This is a genomic window from Streptomyces sp. NPDC086549 (assembly GCF_044746205.1).
Taxonomy (GTDB): Bacteria; Actinomycetota; Actinomycetes; order Streptomycetales; family Streptomycetaceae; genus Streptomyces.
Window position 1 is genome coordinate 1033565 of sequence record NZ_JBIVBS010000001.1, and the last position, 18344, is coordinate 1051908.

Annotated in this window: 11 protein-coding genes; 10 read left to right on the top strand and 1 reads right to left on the bottom strand. The window is 74.4% G+C overall.

The features are described from left to right. Positions 1-5 precede the first annotated feature (5 nt). From ACIPSA_RS04705 to ACIPSA_RS04730, 6 genes are all read left to right on the top strand, one after another. A complete protein-coding gene (locus tag ACIPSA_RS04705) occupies positions 6-1046 on the top strand; it encodes a glutamate ABC transporter substrate-binding protein (protein ID WP_402628668.1) in 1041 nt (346 codons plus the stop codon). A 63-nt stretch (positions 1047-1109) separates the two neighbouring features. Beyond that, on the top strand, positions 1110-2435 hold the full coding sequence (locus ACIPSA_RS04710) for a hypothetical protein (RefSeq protein ID WP_402628670.1): 1326 nt from the start codon (positions 1110-1112) through the stop codon (positions 2433-2435). Between the two features lie 6 nt (positions 2436-2441). Further along, on the top strand, positions 2442-4943 hold the full coding sequence (locus ACIPSA_RS04715; protein WP_402628672.1) for a tetratricopeptide repeat protein: 2502 nt from the start codon (positions 2442-2444) through the stop codon (positions 4941-4943). Further along, positions 4944-6275: a PP2C family serine/threonine-protein phosphatase gene (locus ACIPSA_RS04720; protein ID WP_402628673.1), complete on the top strand. Its 1332-nt coding sequence runs from the start codon at positions 4944-4946 to the stop codon at positions 6273-6275. It abuts the gene before it with no gap. Positions 6276-6393: 118 nt separating this feature from the next. Beyond that, entirely contained in the window at positions 6394-7740 is a 1347-nt protein-coding gene (locus ACIPSA_RS04725; RefSeq protein ID WP_402628675.1) for a VWA domain-containing protein, read from the top strand. Positions 7741-7787: 47 nt separating this feature from the next. Next, entirely contained in the window at positions 7788-9161 is a 1374-nt protein-coding gene (locus ACIPSA_RS04730; protein WP_402628677.1) for an FHA domain-containing protein, read from the top strand. A 79-nt stretch (positions 9162-9240) separates the two neighbouring features. Here the strand turns inward: ACIPSA_RS04730 and ACIPSA_RS04735 are convergent, their stop codons facing one another. Continuing rightward, a complete protein-coding gene (locus ACIPSA_RS04735; RefSeq protein ID WP_402628679.1) occupies positions 9241-10233 on the bottom strand; it encodes a methyltransferase domain-containing protein in 993 nt (330 codons plus the stop codon). Positions 10234-10364: 131 nt separating this feature from the next. On the opposite strand from ACIPSA_RS04735, the gene ACIPSA_RS04740 reads away from it, so the two are divergent. From ACIPSA_RS04740 to ACIPSA_RS04755, 4 genes are all read left to right on the top strand, one after another. Then, positions 10365-10769 carry a globin gene (locus ACIPSA_RS04740; protein WP_402628680.1) on the top strand — a complete coding sequence of 135 codons (405 nt, stop codon included), beginning with the start codon at positions 10365-10367 and terminating at the stop codon, positions 10767-10769. 161 nt (positions 10770-10930) lie between these two features. After that, positions 10931-14209: an FtsX-like permease family protein gene (locus tag ACIPSA_RS04745; RefSeq protein WP_402628682.1), complete on the top strand. Its 3279-nt coding sequence runs from the start codon at positions 10931-10933 to the stop codon at positions 14207-14209. 1 nt (position 14210) lies between these two features. Beyond that, positions 14211-16952: an FtsX-like permease family protein gene (locus tag ACIPSA_RS04750; RefSeq protein ID WP_402629496.1), complete on the top strand. Its 2742-nt coding sequence runs from the start codon at positions 14211-14213 to the stop codon at positions 16950-16952. A 424-nt stretch (positions 16953-17376) separates the two neighbouring features. Next, entirely contained in the window at positions 17377-18339 is a 963-nt protein-coding gene (locus ACIPSA_RS04755) for an ABC transporter ATP-binding protein (RefSeq protein ID WP_402628684.1), read from the top strand. Positions 18340-18344 lie beyond the last annotated feature (5 nt).

An 18344-nucleotide genomic window follows, 5' to 3' on the forward strand; every position in this document is an offset into this window, starting at 1 on the left:
TGAAGATGAACGCGGAACGTGTGCGGGCCTCCCTGCGCGGCTGGGGCGGAGTGGGCGCGATGGCGGCCGTCTGCGCCCTGGCGCTGGCGTTCGTCCTGCTGCTGCCGCTGACCCAGACCCACGGCGACGGGGACGGCGGCGCGGGCCTCGGCGGCCAGGGTGTCGCCACCGGCAGCCAGGCGCGGGCGGAGCACTGCAAGGATTCCGAGGCGCAGAACCAGACGCTCCCCCCGTCGGGCGCGGACGGCCACACGATCGACGCCATCAAGGCCCGCACCGGCGCGAAGCGGAAGCTGATCGTCGGTGTCGACCAGAACAGCTACCGCTGGGGCTACCGCAACCCGAACAACAAGGACGCCGAGCTGGAGGGCTTCGACATCGACCTGGTCCGCCAGATCGCCAAGGACATCCTCGGCGACGCGAAGGCGGTCCAGTTCAAGGCCATCCCCACCAGCCAGCGCATCCCGGCGCTCCAGAACCACCAGGTCGACATGGTCGTCCGCACCATGACCATCAACTGCGACCGCCTGAAGCAGGTCGCCTTCTCCGCCCCGTACTTCAAGACCGGCCAGACGGTGCTGGCGCCCACGTCGTCGACGATCAAGGACTACAAGACGCTGGCGGGCAAGAAGGTGTGCACGGCGACGGGTTCCACCGCGTTCGACAAGCTGGACGCGGACCAGAAGGCCGGCCGGCTGCCCGCGTCCACCGACTTCCGCGACCACACCGTCCCCAACCAGCTCGACTGCCTGGTGCGACTCCAGCTCGGCGAGGTCGACGCCGTGGTCACCGACGGCGCGCTCGCCGCGAGCCAGGCCGCCCAGGACCCGACGGTCGCGCTGAAGGGCCCCGCCCTCACCACCGAGTACTACGGCGTGGCGATGAGGAGCGACGCGGACGATCTGGTACGCCGGGTCAATCAGATCCTGGTGGACTACCGCGCGAGCGGCTGGCAGGCGTCGTACGACCGGTGGCTGTCGGCGACACTGGGCACGGACTCGACACCGTCGAAGCCGCCCGCGCCGCAGTACCTGCGCAAGAGCTGACCAGGCGTCGGCCGGGTGATCTTCGGGCAGACCTTCAACCAAGACAGCAGCGAGAGGTGATCGATGGGCGTCACGGACCCCGCCGGGCCGGTGATGGACCGGGACGAGGTGGACCGTGCGCTGGCGCGGCTCGGCGCGGAGCACGAGGCGATCGAGAGCTCGCTCCTCGCCCTGCAGGACCACGCGGGCCGCAGACTCCTGGAGGGCGCCGAGCTCACCGGTACCACCAAGGAGCGCTGGGCGGCCGCGGAGGCCTCGATCACGCTGCTGTGGACGTACTTCGACACGTACACGGCCGCGCTGCGCAGTGCCCGGGAGATCCGCGCCCGGCGCCGCTGGTCCAGCCGCGAGGACCTGGTCGAACTGACCGAGCTGCTGCGCGGCGAGTCCATCACGGTCGCGGGCAGCGCCACGGCGACCGCGAACGCGCCGACGCTGCTGTCCGCGGCGGGCCGGCTCAGCCAGCAGTTCACGCTGGCGGCGCTCGTGGAGCGGATGAACGAGCTGTACGCGAGCTCGCTGGACATGGTCGTGGCCGCCGACGCGGTGTGGTCGGCGCTGCCCGCCCGCATCGATTTACTGGCCGCGGAGCTCCAGCGCACCCGCAAGCTCGCGCACTCCGTCGGCGTGCGTCCCGGCGAGCACCCGTCCGGCGACGACCTGGAGCGCATCACGCGCACGCTGACGAAGCTGCGCGAGGAGGTCGTCTCCGACCCGCTCGCCTACTGGGTGCCGGCCGAGGGCAGTTCGGCGCCCGGCGGCGGCCGGCCGGACACCATGGTGTACGACCGTGAGGCGCGCGCCCTGGAGGACGTGCGGCGGGAGATCGACGCCGTGCTGACGGTCCGGCAGGACGCGGAGCAGCGGCTGGTGAGGCTGCGGGACGTGCTCTCCCGCGCGGACCGCACGCTCGCCGAGGCGCGCACCGCGCGCGGCGAGGTCCTGGCGAAGATCGCCGCCACGGAGGTGCCGGTCGTCAGCGGCCCGCCGACCGCGCTGCAGGAGCAGCTGGCGACGGCCGCCGAGTACCGCAGACAGGCCCAGTGGCACCGGCTGTCCCCGCTCCTGGAGTCCCTGGAGCAGAAGGCGGAGGACGAACTGCTGCGCGCCCGCGAGTCGTTGACCGCGGTCACCGCGCCGCTGGCGGTCCGCGCCGAGCTGCGCGGCCGCCTCGACGCGTACAAGGCGAAGGTGGCCCGGCACGGGCTCGCGGAGGACCGGTTCCTCATCGAGCGGTACGACGCGGCGCGCCGCATGCTGTGGAGCGCGCCGTGCGACCTGCGCGTCGCCGAACAGGCCGTCCTGCGCTATCAGCAGGCGGCGGCCGAACTGCTGGGTGCCCCGCGGGTGCCGGAGCAGGGCGGGCCTCAGGACCGGAGGGGGGAGTAGCCAGCCATGAGTCAGGCAGGGCAGACGTGTCAGCGGCCGGGCTGCGAGGGTACGTACGAGGACGTGGGCGGCGGTGAGCTGTACTGCGACACCTGCGGTCTGGCCCCGGTCGTCTCGGCGAAGGGGATGGTGGGCTCGCCGCCCACCGGGATCGCCAGTGGCGGCAAGGGCGAGTCGGGCAGCGCCAGTTCGCGTTCCAGCGGCCGCAGTTCGCGTACGTCGTCGGAGTCGTCGAAGTCGCGGCGCTCGGTGTCGGGGCGGCTCTCGCGCTCGGTGTCGGGGAAGTCCACCGGCCGCTCGGTGTCGGTGCGCAGCTCGGGTTCCGCCTCCGGGACATCCGGGCGCGCCCGGCTGGGCGCCGGGCTGGTGACGGTGCCCCAGGTGCCGCGGCCCGACCCGCGCGCGATGGTGCTGGAGAACCCCGAGGTGCCGGAGCGCAAGCGGTTCTGCTCGCGCTCCGACTGCGGGGCGCCGGTGGGGCGGGCGCGGGGTGAGCTGGAGGGCCGTACGGAGGGCTTCTGCACCAAGTGCGGCAACCCGTACTCGTTCGTCCCGAAGCTCAAGGGCGGCGACATCGTGCACGGCCAGTACGAGGTCGTGGGCTGTCTGGCGCACGGCGGCCTGGGCTGGATCTACCTCGCGGTGGACCGGGCGGTCTCCGACCGCTGGGTCGTGCTCAAGGGCCTGCTGGACACGGGCGACCAGGACGCGATGGAGGCGGCGATCTCCGAGCGGCGCTTCCTCGCGGAGATCGAGCACGCCAACATCGTGCGGATCTACAACTTCGTGGAGCACCTCGACCAGCGCACCGGCTCGCTCGACGGCTACATCGTCATGGAGTACGTCGGCGGCAAGTCGCTGAAGGAGATCGCCAACGCGCGCCGCAACCCGGACGGCCGGCGCGATCCGCTGCCGGTGGAGCAGGCGTGTGCCTATGGCATCGAGGCTCTTGAGGCGCTCGGTCACCTGCACAGCCGCAATCTGCTGTACTGCGACTTCAAGGTCGACAACGCGATCCAGACCGAGGACCAGCTCAAGCTGATCGACATGGGCGCGGTGCGCAGGATGGACGACGACGAGTCGGCCATCTACGGCACGGTCGGCTACCAGGCGCCGGAGGTCGCGGAGGTCGGCCCGTCGGTGGCGAGCGACCTCTACACGGTCGGCCGCACCCTCGCCGTCCTGACCTTCGACTTCCAGGGCTACACGAACGTCTTCGTGGATTCCCTGCCCGACCCCGACAACATCGAGGTCTTCCGCCAGTACGAGTCCTTCTACCGGCTGCTGGTCCGCGCCACCGACCCCGACCCGGCGCGCCGGTTCGCCTCCGCGCAGGAGATGGCCGAGCAGCTGACGGGCGTGCTGCGGGAGGTCGTGTCCCTGCAGACGGGACGGGCGCGGCCGGCGCTGTCGACGCTGTTCGGTCCCGAACTCAGGGTCACCGACACGGAGTTGTTCCCGAAGCTGGCCGAGGACGTGTCGCGGCTGGGGGTGAGAGAGGTGCGGTCCGGGAAGCAGCCGGCCCCCTCGGCCCCTGCCCCGGCGTCCCCGAACGGCGTCCCCGGCCTGGTCAAGCAGGTCGCCACCCCGGCCGCCGCCCTCGCGCTGCCCGTACCGCTCGTCGACCCGACGGACCCCAACGCCGGTTTCCTGGCCGGTCTGATGACGTCCGCGCCGGGCGAGCTGATCGGCGCGCTCGCCGCGGCTCCGCAGCAGACCGTCGAGACGCGGCTGCGGCAGGTCCGTGCCCGGCTGGAGAACGGCGACTCCGAGGCCGCGCTGATGTCCCTGGCCAAGCTGGAGGACGAACGGCCCGACGACTGGCGGGTGGTGTGGTACCGGGGCGTGGCCTCGCTGGTGACCGGCGACTTCGAGGGCGCCGCGGTGGCCTTCGACGCGATCTACGACGCCTTCCCCGGCGAGGCCGCGCCCAAGCTGGCGCTCGGCCTGTGCGCGGAGGTGCTCGGCCAGCTGGACAACGCCGCGGAGTACGACCGCCTGGTGTGGTCGACCGACCCGAGCTTTGTGAGCGCGGCGTTCGGGCTGGCCCGCGTCCAGCTCGCGGCGGGCGATCGCCGTGGTGCCGTACGGACGCTGGAGTCGGTCCCGGAGTCCTCCATCCATTACACGGCCGCACGTGTGGCCGCCGTGCGGGCGCGGCTGCGGCAGCGCACGGCGACCGCGGGGGACGTACCGTTCCTGGACGACCTGTCCGCCGCCGCCGGGCAGGTCGAGGCCCTCGACGCGTACGGTCTGGACCCGGCACGGCGCGAGCAGTTGTCGGCGGAGGTGCTCGGCAGCGCGCTCGACTGGATACTCTCCGGTGGCCAGGGCGCACAGCCCGCCGCCGGCGGACGGGTGCTGCTCGGCAGCGGCCTGGACGAGCGGGGCCTCCGCTTCGGTCTGGAGCGCTCGTACCGCACGCTGGCCCGGCTCGCGCCCGGCGGCGAGGAAAGGATCGACCTGGTGGAACGGGCCAACCGTTACCGCCCCCGGACGTGGGTGTAGTTGATGTCGCAGATGCCCCAGCAGGCCGCACCGTCGAAGTGCCCGAGCTGCGCCGAGCCGCTTGATCCGGATGACCGTTTCTGCGGCGCGTGCGGGTACGACCTGTCGGTGGTGCCCGCCGCGCCGCAGGACCACCCGACGCTCACGATGAACGGCGCCGGCTCGATCGGGCAGGGCCCGGACTGGCCCGTCGCGCACGAGCCGCGCGGCTCCGACACTCCGTCGGCGGTGCATCTGCCGGCGGACCTCCCGGGGGCCGACTCGGGCAGCTCTGCGCTGCCGCCTCCGTCGGGCTCCCCCGTCTCCCCGGCCTCGGGCGTACGGTTCGACCGGCCGCCGGAGCCGGAGGAGTATCCGCTGCAGGCGCCGGACCCACGGGTGGCGGCCGACCACGCGGCGGCCGAGGAGGCGGAGCCGAGCAAGGTCTGCGTGGCGTGCCGGGCCGGCCGGGTCGACAGCGACGGCTACTGCGAGAACTGCGGGCACGCGCAGCCACGCGAACGCGACCACATGGAGCAGGAGTCCGGCCCGGTCGCCGCGGTCAGCGACCGCGGGCTGCGCCACCACCGCAACGAGGACGCGTTCGTCGTCGGCCACACCTCGCTGCCCGACGGCTCGCCCGCGGCCGTGGCGATCGTCTGCGACGGCGTGTCCTCGGCGACCCGCCCCGACGACGCCTCGCTCGCCGCGTCGCAGGCGGCCGGCGAGTCGCTGCTGGCCGCCCTGCCGCGCGGCACGCATCCGCAGCAGGCGATGCACGAGGCGATCGTCGCGGCCTCACACGCCGTCAACGCGCTGGCGGAGGAGCCCGAGACGGCACGCGAGCACGCCCCGCACCAGAACGCCCCGGCCTGCACGATCGTCGGCGCGGTGGTGGCCTCCGGGCTGCTGGTCGTCGGCTGGGTCGGCGACAGCCGCGCCTACTGGGTGCCGGTGGACCGCAGTTCGCCCCCGGCCCGGCTCACCGAGGACGACTCCTGGGCCGCGCAGATGGTGGCCGCGGGTCTGATGAGCGAGGCGGAGGCGTACGCCGACGAGCGCGCCCACGCGATCACCGGCTGGCTGGGAGCGGACGCCTACGAACTGGAGCCGCACACCACCGCCTTCAAGCCGGACCGGGCGGGCGTGGTCGTGGTCTGCACGGACGGCCTGTGGAACTACGCGGAGACGGCGGAGGAGATGTCCGAGGCCGTCCCGGCGGACGCCGCCACCCGGCCGCTGCACAGCGCCCGGGTCCTGGTGGGCCACGCGCTCGACGGCGGGGGCCACGACAACGTAACAGTGGCCGTCGTCCCGTTCCCGGCCCCGCCGCAGGGGGCAGGATCGGCCTGAGGCCGCATACGGACGCAACAGCCGCATACGGGGAACCCTGAGCGGACCGGAGGGGACCGGTCCGCATACAGTCGTCACCCACGCAACCCGTGGGTTCAGAGGGGGATTCAGAGCAGTCATGGCCAATTTCTCGAAATCGAACGTGCCGCAGTTCTCGGTGGACGTGTACCAGAACGAGTACCTGCCGGAGGGCGGCCGCGAGGTCAACGCGATCGTCACCGTGACGTCGACGGGTGGCGGCACCATCGGGAGCGCGGTCGGCGCGCCGCACCTGTACTCGTCCGGGCAGGGTCCGTCCGCGGCCGTGGCGATCATGGTGGACTGCTCGGGATCGATGGACTACCCGCCGACCAAGATGCGCAACGCCCGCGACGCCACGGCCGCCGCGATCGACACCCTGCGCGACGGTGTGCACTTCGCGGTGATCGGCGGCACCCATGTCGCCAAGGAGGTCTACCCGGGCAACGGACGCCTCGCGGTCGCCGACGCCACCACCCGCGAACAGGCCAAGCAGGCACTGCGCAAGCTCAGCGCCGGCGGCGGTACGGCCATCGGCACCTGGCTGCGGCTCGCCGACCGCCTGCTGTCCTCGGCGGACGTCGCGATCCGGCACGGCATCCTGCTCACCGACGGCCGCAACGAGCACGAGTCGCCCGAGGACCTGCGCGCCGCGCTCGACTCGTGCGCCGGCCGCTTCACCTGTGACGCCCGCGGCGTGGGCACCGACTGGGAAGTGAAAGAAGTCACAGCAATCGCCTCCGCCCTGCTCGGCACCGCCGACATCGTCGCCGACCCGACGGGCCTCGCAGCAGACTTCACGGGGATGATGGAGACGGCGATGGGCAAGGAGGTCGCGGACGTGGCCCTCCGGGTATGGACGCCGGTGGGCACGACCATCAAGTTCGTCAAGCAGGTCGCACCGAGGGTCGAGGAGTTGACCGACCGCCGCACGGAGGCGGGCCCGCGCGCGGGTGACTACCCCACCGGTTCCTGGGGAGACGAGTCCCGTGACTACCACGTCTGCGTCGAGGTCCCCTCGGCCGGCCTCGGCCAGGAGATGCTGGCCGCCCGGGTCTCCCTGGTCGTCCCGCAGCCTGGGGGAAGCGCGCAGAACCTCGGCGCCCAGGGCCTCGTACGGGCCGTGTGGACCGACGACATGACAGCCTCCACCTCGATCAACCCGCAGGTCGCCCACTACACCGGCCAGGCCGAACTGGCGCAGGCCATCCAGCAGGGGCTGGATCTCCGCAAAGCGGGCGATATGGACGGAGCAACGGCCAAACTGGGCAGGGCCGTTCAGCTGGCGAGCGTCTCCGGGAACGCCGATACTGCGAAACTGCTTGCGAAGGTGGTGGACGTGGTCGACGCCGCGACGGGTACTGTGCGACTGAAGGCGAAGGTTGCCGAGGCCGACGAGATGACCCTCGAGACACGGTCCACAAAGACTGTTCGTGTAAAGAAGTGACCCAGAGACACCCTGACAGACCCTGACAGAGAGGGGGAGGCGCCGACATGCCGACCTGCCCGAACGGACACCAGTCGGGTTCCGACGACTGGTGCGAGGTCTGCGGTCACCGCATGGCCGGTGCCGTACCTCCGCCCCCTCCGCCGCCACCCGCCGGCGGCGGGTACGGGTTCCCGCCGCCGCCTCCGAACTCCGGCGGGCGGCCCGCGGGCCGCCCGAACCTGTCCGGCATGCCGGGTTCGGAGCCGGAGCTCTGCCCGCAGTGCCGCACGCCCCGCGAGGGCGGTGCGCCGTTCTGCGAGGAGTGCCGGTGGAACTTCCTGACGAACACGGCCACCTCGTACACCCCGGCCGCCCCGCGCCAGCCCGCGCCCGGCCAGGGGGCCCCGCGCTTCCAGCCGCCGCCCGGCCAGTCCTACGGCGGCGGTGACGCGTACGAGTACCAGGGCTCGCGCCCCTCGCAGATGAACCGTCCCGCCGAGCCGATCCCGCAGTTCGGCAGCGAGCCGTCCGGGCCCACGCCGTTCGGCGAACGTGCTCAGGGCGGCCCCGGCGGTCCCGGCCCTTCGGGGTTCGGCGGCGGTCAGGGTCCCTCCGGCCCTTCGGGGTACGGCGGCGGTCAGGGTCCCTCCGGCCGGCCGGGCTACGGCGGCGGTCAGGGTCCGGCCGGTGCGCCGCCCTTCGGCCGTGAGCCCTCCGGCCCTCCCGGTGCCCCCGGCGGTTTCGGTGGCGACCCCTCGCGGCCGGTTCCGCCGCCCCCGGGTCCCGGTGCCACCGCCGGCGGCGCTCCGCAGGCCTTCCAGCAGCCCGGCCCGCCCCCGGCCTACCCGCAGGAGACCGGCCGGCCGCCGGCCGGCGGTCCGTCCTTCGGCGGCGGTGACGACGACTGGGTGATCTCCCCGCCGTCCGGCGGCCCGTCCGGCCCCGGCGGCGGTCAGGGTGGTGGCTACGGCTACCCGCAGCCCGGCTCCGTCCAGGCTCCCGGCTCCGCCTTCCCGCAGGCTCCGCGGGGGCCGGTGACCTGGACGGCGACCATCGGCCCGGACCGCGAGTACTTCATGGCGATGATGCACCGCTCGGGTCCCGAGGCCACGGGCCTCAACCTGCCCGCGTACTCGCCCGAGCAGCAGCGCACGCTCACCGGCAACCAGGTCACCATCGGCCGCCGCCGCCACTCCACCGGCGACACCCCCGACATCGACCTGTCGGTGCCGCCGGAGGACCCGGGCGTCTCGCACCAGCACGCGGTCCTGGTCCAGCAGCCGGATGGCAGTTGGGCGGTCGTCGACCAGAACTCGACGAACGGGACCACGGTCAACGGCTCGGAGGAGCCGATCCAGCCCTTCGTGCCGGTACCGCTGCAGGACGGCGACCGGGTGCACGTGGGCGCCTGGACGACGATCACGATCCGGCGCGGCTGAGCGCTCCGCCGGAAGTGCCGCGACGTACCGCGATGTGCCGTGGCTCGTCCGCGGCGCCGTCGCGGCCGGGGCCTGTCCGTCAGTCCGGGAGGGGCCACGCGTACGGCCCCTCCGGGTCGTCCAGCCACGCCCACGCGCGCTCGCCGCTGACCGTGATGCCGTAACGCTCGCGCACCGGCATGCCCTCGCGCTCCCACAGCGCATACACCTCCTGCGGCTCCAGATGCGGGCTGTCCTGGGTCAGGGCCAGCAGGAACCGGAACAGCTCGTGCCCCCGGACCCGGCGCGGCACCCCGGCCAGGGGTGCCTGGTCCGCCTCGGGCCTGCCCTCGCCGCGCAGCGGCACGAAGTAGGCGGGCGTGTGCAGGAAACGACCCTCGGCGTGCCCGGAGTCCCGCACGGACAGCGCGATCAGACCGGTGGACATCGGTGACAGGATCCGGCCGCCGGGGCGGCACTGGGCGAGCCAGGCGCGCGGGACCGAGCGCAGGGTGCAGGTCGCGATGATCCGGTCGAAGGGGGCGCGTTCGGGGACTCCGCGCGCTCCGTCGCCGGTGACGACCACCGGGTGGTACCCGGCGGCCGCCAGGTGCTGCCGGGCCGCCTCGGTGATCTCCGGTTCCAGGTCGATGGTGGTGACGAGGTCGTCGTCACCGAGCCGGTGGGCGAGCAGGGCCGCGTTGTAGCCGGTGCCCGCACCGATCTCCAGGACCCGGTCGCCGTCCTCCACCCGCAGCTCGACGAGCATCAGCGCCATCAGCGAGGGCTGGCTGCTGGAGGAGACCAGCTCACCGTCGCGCACCCGCGTGGCCAGCGGGGCGTCGGCATAGGCGCCGCGCAACCAGCGCTCGCGCTCACCCGGATCGGGGCCCTCGCTCCAGCAGCGCTCGAAGCCGCCCAGGACGCCGATGTAGTAGTACGGCACGAAGAGGTGGCGCGGCACCTGCTCGAAGGCCTCCCGCCACACCGGGTCGCCGGCCCAGGCCCCGCTCGCGTCGATCTCCCGCACCAGCGCCGCCCGCGCCGAGGCGGCGACGTCGTCCAGATCCCTGCCGAGAGCGTGCGCGCCCATGGCTCCACTGTGCGGCGCGGGACGGCGGGAAGCGAATACCGCCGGGGACTGCCGGGTGCTGCCGAGTACCGCCGGGCACCGGTGGTCCTAAGCCTTGAGTCCTGGGTCACCCTGTCTGAGACCATGTACGGGTGAAAGAGATTCGGCGCGGCACGCTTCAGGAGCAGACCTTCTTCGAGCAGGTCGGCGGGGAGGAGACCTTCCGCCGGCTGGTCCACCGTTTCTACGAGGGAGTCGCCGAGGACCCGATCCTGCGGCCGATGTACCCGGAGGAGGACCTGGGCCCCGCCGAGGAGCGGATGGCCCTGTTCCTGATGCAGTACTGGGGCGGCCCGACGACATACAGCGAGAACCGCGGCCACCCCCGCCTGCGCATGCGCCACGCCCCCTTCACCGTCGACCGGGCCGCGCACGACGCCTGGCTGGGACGCATGCGGGTGGCCGTCGAGGAGCTCGGCCTGTCCGAGGAGCACCAGCACACGCTGTGGAACTACCTGACGTACGCGGCGGCCTCGATGGTGAACACCCCGGAGTGAGCGCGGCCCGTTGAACACCGGCTGAGCCCCGGATTCCGGTCGCACGACGCCGGAATCCGGTCACGATCCGGTCAAAGTCGGTTCACAAACGCTTACCCGCGACCGGTGCCCTCTGCCAACATCGCCGGAAGGTCTGGAAGTCCGGACAACACGGGGGCAGGGTGACGGGGTTCGTCCTTTTACGCGCGCGGGCGCACCGCCTGCTGCTCGCCGCCGCACTGCTCAGCGTCCTGCTGACCACAGCGGTCCTCGCAACGCTCACCGCCTACTCTGGCGCGATCGGCGACGCCGCTCTGCGCCACTCCCTGAACGACTCCCGCAACGCCGCCGAGACCGCGCTGATCGTCAAGGCCGAAGTGCCGGCCGGAGGGCGCACGGCCGCCGACGCCGCCGTACGGAAGGGCGCGCGGCGGTCCTTCGACGGGCTGCCGGTGACCGTACGGACCCTGGTGCGGTCGGGGCCGTACGCGCTGCCCCGCGCCCTGCAGCCCCCGGCGGACCGCTCGGGGGACCCGGACCTCACCTTTTTCGCGGCGCTGGACCGGACCCAGGTGCGGCTGGTCTCCGGACGGCTCCCGCGGCTCACTTCCGACGGCGTCGAGGCGGCCCTGCCCCGGACCGCCGCCCAGCGCCTCGGGCTGGAGGCGGGTGACCGGTTCACCGTCGCCGACCGGCTCGGCGGCCCGGCGGTGCGGGTCCGCATCACCGGGCTGTACCGCCCCGCCACCGTCACCGCGCCCTACTGGCAGCTGGACGACGTGCTCGGCCGCGGGATCAAGAAGTCCGACTTCACGACGTACGGCCCGCTGCTCGCCGACCCTTCCGTCCTCACCGGCAAGGCGGTGAGCGCCGGGTCGTCCGCGTGGCTGGCGTCGGCCGACTTCGCCACGCTGACGACCGGACGGATCGGGGCACTGCGCGCGGCGGCCCGCAACGGCAGCGCGGCGCTGCGCAAGCCGGGCGCCCTGAGCGGCGTGACGGCCTCGACCACGTCGCTCCCCGACGTTCTGGACCGTATCGACCGCTCGCTGCTCGTCTCCCGCTCCACACTCCTGATCGTCGCCCTCCAGCTCGTGCTGCTCGCCGGATACGCACTGCTCCTCGTCGCCCGGCTGCTGAGCGCCGAACGCGCGGGCGAGACCCGGCTGCTGCGGGCGCGCGGCGCGTCGCGGGCCCGGATCACGGGCCTCGCCGCCGGGGAGGCGCTGCTGCTCGCGGTGCCCGCGGCCGCGTGCGCGCCACTGCTCGCCGGGCCGCTGACCCGGCTGCTGGCCGGGCGGGGCGCCCTGGCCCGGATCGGGCTGCACCTGGACACCCCGGCGGGCGGCCGGGGCGGGGTGTGGCTGGCGGCGGCGGGGGTGGCCGTGGGGTGCGCGCTGACGGTGACGCTGCCCGTGCTGGCGGGTGACAGGGGGGAGGGAGGCCGGGCACGTGCCGCGTTCCGGACGAGCCGCGCGCGAGCGCTGCCCGCTCCCGTGCGGGCCGGCGCCGACGTCGGTCTGCTGGTGGTGGCCGGGGTGGCGTACTGGCAGCTGAACCGGCAGACCTCCGGCGCCGTCGCCGCGGACAGGTCGGGCACGCTCGGCATCGACCCGCTGCTCGTCGCGGCGCCCGCGCTCGCGCTGCTCGCCGGGACGGTGCTGACGCTGCGGCTGCTGCCGCCGGTGGCGCGGCTCGCGGAGCGGCGGGCGGCGGCCGGACGGGGCCTGCCGGTGGCGCTGGCGGGGTGGCAGTTCAGCCGCCGCCCGATGCGCGGGGCGGGCCCGGTGCTGCTGCTCGTCCTCGCCGTCGCGCTCGGCATGCTGGCGATCGGGCAGGGTGCCTCCTGGGACCGCTCGCAGGAGGACCAGGCGGACTTCCGGGCCGGGGTGCCGGTGCGGGTCCAGGCCGCCGGGGAAGGCGGACTCGGCCGCACCGACACCTACGCGGCCCTCCCCCACGTCCAGGAGGCCGCCCCCGCCGTACGGACCGAGCAGCTGCTCTCCGGCGACCGGACGGCGACCGTGCTGGCCCTGGACACCGCGCACGCGGCAGACGCGGTGCTGATGCGCCGGGACCTGGCGCCGGAGCCGGTGCGGCCGATGCTGGCCCGGCTGACGCCGAAGGGGGCGCCGGCCGGCACCCGGGTGCCCGCGGGCACCGCCCGGCTGCGGCTGACGGCGGGCATCCGCAGCTCCACCGGGCCGGGGACGACGGCCGACGTGACGATGACCCTGGAGGACAGCTACGGGGTCCCGTACGAGCTGCCGCTGGGCCAGTTGCCCGCGGACGGCCGGACGCACGCCCTGTCCCTCGACCTCGCCTCCTCACCCGGCCCGGCGACGCTCACCGGACTGCGGCTCGACATGCCCCAGCCCGCCGAACGGGCCGAGCACCACCGCTTCACCGTCTCGGAGCTGACCGCCACGGACGCCGGCGGAAAGGTGCGACGGCTGGCCCTCCCGGCCTCCTGGACCGCCGCCACGCAGACCGGCGGCAACGCCTCGGCCAACGCCGCCACCGTCCCCACCCGGCCCCAGGTGCGTTCGGCCGCGCCGCTGACCGTCGACTACGGCACGGGATACCTCCCGGAACAGGACGCCTGGACCGTGGCCTCCGTGACGGTCCGGCTGCGGGTGACGCAGCCCGCGGCGCCCGAGGTCACCGCCGTCGCCACCGACCGCTTCCTCACCTCGGCGAGCGCCCGCACCGGGCAGCGCATCGACCTGACGTTCGGCGGCCGGAGCCTGCCGGTGCGGATCGTGCGGTCCGTACGGGCCCTGCCCACCGCCGCCGCCCCGGCGAACTCCGGGGAGCACGACGGCGGGGCCGTACTGGTCGATCTGCGCTCCGTCAACCGGGCGCTTCAGGCGCGGTACGGCGAGAGCGTCACGCCCAACGAGTGGTGGCTGCGGACCGCTCCGGGCGACGCGGCCGCGGTGGCCGCCGCCGTGCGGGCACTGCCGGACGTCGATCCCGGACAGGTCGTGGTGCGGGACGAGATCGCCGCCGAACTGCGCGACGATCCGTTCGGCGCGGGTCCGGAGGCCGCGTTCGCCGCGGCGGCCGTGGTGGCGGCCGCGCTCGCGGCGGTCGGCTTCGCGGTGAGCGCGGCCGGATCCCTGCGGGAGCGGAACGCCGAGTTCGCGGTGTTGCGGGCGCTGGGCGCGCCGCGCCGCCGGCTGGCCCGGATGATCGCCGCCGAGCAGGGTGTCCTGCTCGGCCTGGCCCTGGTGGTGGGCGTCGCCCTGGGCACCGTGCTGACCCGGGCCGTACTCCCGCTGATCGTCCTGACCGCCGAGGCGACCCGGCCGGTGCCGGACCTGCTGGTCGAACTTCCGCCCGGGCGGTTGGCGTTGCTGCTGACGGCCGTGGCGGCCGCTCCGCTGCTCGTCACGGCGGCACTCGCGCTGCGGCGGGCGGATCCCGTGAGCGCGCTGCGGGACCAGGGGGGTGAGTGAGGTGAGACCGGTGACCGTCTCCTGGGTGCGTACCCGGCTGCGGGCCGCGCCCCTCGCCGCGGTCGCGCTGGCCGTGCTGGTGGCGCTGAGCGCGTGTCTGGCCGCCGCGTTCCCGCGCGCGGTCGACCGGTACGAGGACGCGGGGCTGCTGCGGGCCGCACGGCAGGCCCACCCCGACCGCACCACCGTGTGGGTGACCGCCCCACGGCCCGACCCGGTCCTCGCTCCGGACGAACAGGTGCCGTCCCTGCTCCCCGAGTCCCTGCGACGGCGGTACGACCGGCTCCTCACGACCGTCCCACGGCCGCTCGCCGTCGACCGCGCCCAGTCGGCGTACGGCGTGATCACCGGGAACCCCCCGGCGGTGCCCGACGCCTGGATCCCCCGGCCCAGCGGTCTGCCCGCCCGGGTGTCCCTCGTCGCGCAGAGCGGGCTGCCCGAGCACGCGCGGGTGCGCGAGGGACGCCTGCCGCGCGCCTCCGGCCACGTGGACGGGACGACCGCCGAGGTGGAGGCCGCCGTCTCCGCCGACACGGCCGGCAGCCTGCACATCAAGGTGGGTTCGGTCATCCATGTGCCCGGCGTGGTCCGCGCCCCGCTCGCCGTCCACGTCACCGGCATCCTCACCCCGCGCGACCCGGCCGGCGCCTACTGGTCGGCCCAACCCCTGCTGCGCACCCCGAGCCTGGTCAGCCGGCCCTCATCGGGCCTGGAACCCGCGAAGTACTGGCTCGGCGCCCTGCTGCTGCCCCCGGAAGCGGCCCCCGCCATGCTGGGCACGGGCGGCAACCCGACCCGCTACTGGCTGCTGGCCCCCCGCCTGGACCACCTCCACGCCCACGACCTGGGCCGGCTGAAGTCCGCCGTCGCCGCCCTGGAGTCCGGCCCCGGCCTGCAACAGGCCCGCACCTTCACCGGCCCGGGCGCCAATGTGAGCACCGAACTCGACGACTTCCTCACCTCCTTCTCCCAACTGCGTTCGGGCATCGCCCCGCTCGTCGCCGTGGCCGCCTTCGGCACCGGGACGGTCGCCGCGGTCGTCCTCCTCATGGCGGGCGGCCTCGCCGCCGACCGCCGCCGCGGCGAGTTCGCCCTGCTGCGCGCCCGCGGTGCCTCCCTGCGCGGTCTCACCGGCCGGCTGTGCGCCGAGACGGCCATGGTCGCGGTACCCGCCGGCGTGCTCGGCCTCGCGGCCGCGCTGCTCACCGTCCCCGAGGGCCGCGCGTCGTACGCCGTCGCCGCCGCGCTCGCGGTCACCCTCACCGCCTGTGCCGCGCTCCCGCTGCGCGTCGCGCTCGCCCACCGGTCCGTACGGATCACCGGTCCGCGCGAGGACGTGACGACCGTGCGTCCGTCCCGGCGCCGCACGGTCGCGGAGCTGACGCTGCTCCTGCTGGCGGCCGGGGCCGTGGAGGCTCTGCGGAGGCGGGGGACGTCGGGCTCGTCCGCGGACGGCTCCTCGGGGAATCAGCTGGTGTCGGTCGCGCCGGTGCTGGTCGGGGTGATCGCGGCACTGCTGCTGGTCCGCCTGTATCCGCTCCTCCTGCGGCGGCTGGCCCGGCCTGCCGGGCGGCTGCGCGGAGCGGTGGGCCATCTGTCCCTGGCCCGTGCGGGCCGTACCTCGGTCTCGGCGGTGCTGCCCCTGCTGGCGCTGCTGACCGCGCTCACCACCGCCGCGTTCGGCGGCTCCGTCCTGGCGGGTGTCGCCGAGGCCCGCGACCGGGCGGCACTGCTGACGGTCGGCGCCGACGCCCGGGTGGACGCCGACGCGCCACTGCCCTCGGGACTCGCCGACCGGGTCCGGAACGTGTCCGGGGTGGACGGGGTCGCCCCGGTGAGCATCGCGTACCAGGCGAAGCCGCAGGACGGGCAGGATTCGGTGCCGCTCGTGGGTGTGGAGCCCCGCTCGTACGGGGAGCTGGCGGGGCGGACGGGACTGGGCGCCTTCCGGAAGGGGCTGCTGAGCCGTCCGGGGGCCGGGGCTCCGCTGCCCGCCCTGGCCTCCCCGTCCGTCGCGAAGGCGTACGGCACCCGGCGTCCCTTCCTGGTGCGGCTGGATGACGGCAGCTCGGTGACCGTCCGGATCAGGGCCGTACGGTCCCGGACCCCGGCCGTGTCCGGCGTGGACTTCCTCGTCGTGAACCGTGCCGGGCTGGCCTCCGCGGCCGCCCGGCCGACCGCGCTGCTGGTGACGGGGGGCCACGTGGACACGCGGGCGCTGCGCGCGGCGGCGGGAGCCTCGGCCGCCGTCCAAGTACGGGCGGAGCAGCGGGCGCAGTACGCCGACTCGCCACTCCAGTCCGGTGCCGAGCGGATGTACACAGCGGCCGTGGGGGCGGGCGCCGGGTACGCGGTCCTGGCCCTGCTCCTCGCCCTGCTGCGCGCCGCCCCCGAACGCACCGCGCTCCTGGCCCGGCTGCACACGATGGGCCTCACCCGGGCCCAGGGCCGCCGCCTGCTCGTCCTGGAGTCCCTCCCCCAGGCCCTCCTCGCCGCGGCCGGCGGCACCCTGACCGGCTGGGCCGCCATCCGCCTCCTCGCGCCCGGCATCGACCTGACGACCATCGCCGTGGCCTCGGCCGAGACGCCGGTCGGCAGGGCCGAGCTGCACACGGACGCCCTGTCCCTGACGGTGCCGGCGATCACGGTGGTCGTGGTGACGGTGGGGGTGGCGGGGGCGCAGGCGTGGTGGACCGGGAGACGGGGGTCGGTGCGGGAGCTCAGGGCCGGGGATGCGCGATGAACCGGGGGCTCGGGCGATCGTCCGGGAGACCCGGGGGGCTTGTCCCACCGTCCGGGAGATTCGAAGGGCTCGGCCCACCGCCCGGAAGACCCGGGGGCCTGTCCCACCGTCCGGGAGATTCGAGGGGCTCGGGCGACCGTCCGGAGGACCCGAGGAGCCCGGGCGACCGTCCGGGAGGCCCGGGGGGCTCGGCCGACCATCCGGGAGATCCGAGGAGCACGGACAACCGCCCGGAAGACCCGGGGGGGCTTGTCCCACCGTCCGGGAGATCCGAGGAGCACGGACAACCGCCCGGAAGACCCGGGGGGGCTTGTCCCACCGCCCGGGAGATCCGAAGGGCTCGGGCGATCGTCCGGAAGACCCGGGAAGCTCGGCCCACCGTCCAGAAGATCCGAGGGGCTTGTCCCACCGTCCGGGAGACCCGATGACGACCCACCCCACCCTTGCCGACCTGGCCAACCGCGCCGCCGAGGCGCGCGACCGCCCGGCCTACGGCCACGACGCCCTGATCACCTGCGACCGTCTCGTCCGCATCTTCTCCACCGCCGGAGTGGAGGTGCAGGCGCTCCAGGGGCTGGACCTCCTGGTCCGCGAGGGTGAGCTGATGGCCCTGGTCGGCGCGTCCGGCAGCGGCAAGTCGACGCTCATGAACATCCTCGCGGGACTCGACACCCCCACGGCCGGCGCGGCCCGGGTCGCCGGCCGGGACCTGCTCACCATGACCGCGAAGGACCGCCTGGCCTACCGCCGCGAGGTCGTCGGCTTCGTCTGGCAGCAGACCGCCCGCAACCTCCTGCCCTACCTGACCGCCGCCCAGAACGTCGCCCTTCCCCTCCAGCTGTCCGGCACCCGTACGTCCCGCCGCGCCAGGTCCGAACGTGCCCTGGCGCTGCTGGAGTTGCTGGAGGTCGCCGACTGCCGCGACCGCCGCCCGCAGGAGATGTCCGGCGGCCAGCAGCAGCGCGTCGCCATCGCCGTGGCCCTCGCCAACGCTCCCGCGGTGCTGCTGGCCGACGAGCCCACGGGCGAGCTCGACTCCCACACGGCCGCGCAGATCTTCGACGCCTTCCGCAGGGCGAACGAGCATCTGGGCACCACCATCGTGATCGTCACCCACGACCAGGCGGTGGCCGGCGAGGTCCGCCGCACGGTCGCGATCCGCGACGGCCGCACCTCCACGGAGGTCCTGCGCCGCAGCGAGGTGGACGCCACGACCGGCCACGAGACGGTGGTCGCCCGCGAGTACGCCATGCTCGACCGCGCCGGCCGTCTCCAGCTGCCCGCCGAGTACACCCAGGCCCTCGGCATGCGCGACCGCGTCGCTCTGGAACTGGAGCCGGACCACATCGGGGTGTGGCCGGACGACAGTCGGCCGAACGACAGCTGACCGGA

Coding starts and splice junctions, on each gene's coding strand:
- ACIPSA_RS04705 (WP_402628668.1), top strand. CDS start 6: ATGAACGCGGAACGTGTGCGGGCCTCCCTGCGCGGCTGGGGCGGAGTG.
- ACIPSA_RS04710 (WP_402628670.1), top strand. CDS start 1,110: ATGGGCGTCACGGACCCCGCCGGGCCGGTGATGGACCGGGACGAGGTG.
- ACIPSA_RS04715 (WP_402628672.1), top strand. CDS start 2,442: ATGAGTCAGGCAGGGCAGACGTGTCAGCGGCCGGGCTGCGAGGGTACG.
- ACIPSA_RS04725 (WP_402628675.1), top strand. CDS start 6,394: ATGGCCAATTTCTCGAAATCGAACGTGCCGCAGTTCTCGGTGGACGTG.
- ACIPSA_RS04730 (WP_402628677.1), top strand. CDS start 7,788: ATGCCGACCTGCCCGAACGGACACCAGTCGGGTTCCGACGACTGGTGC.
- ACIPSA_RS04735 (WP_402628679.1), bottom strand. CDS start 10,233: ATGGGCGCGCACGCTCTCGGCAGGGATCTGGACGACGTCGCCGCCTCG.
- ACIPSA_RS04755 (WP_402628684.1), top strand. CDS start 17,377: ATGACGACCCACCCCACCCTTGCCGACCTGGCCAACCGCGCCGCCGAG.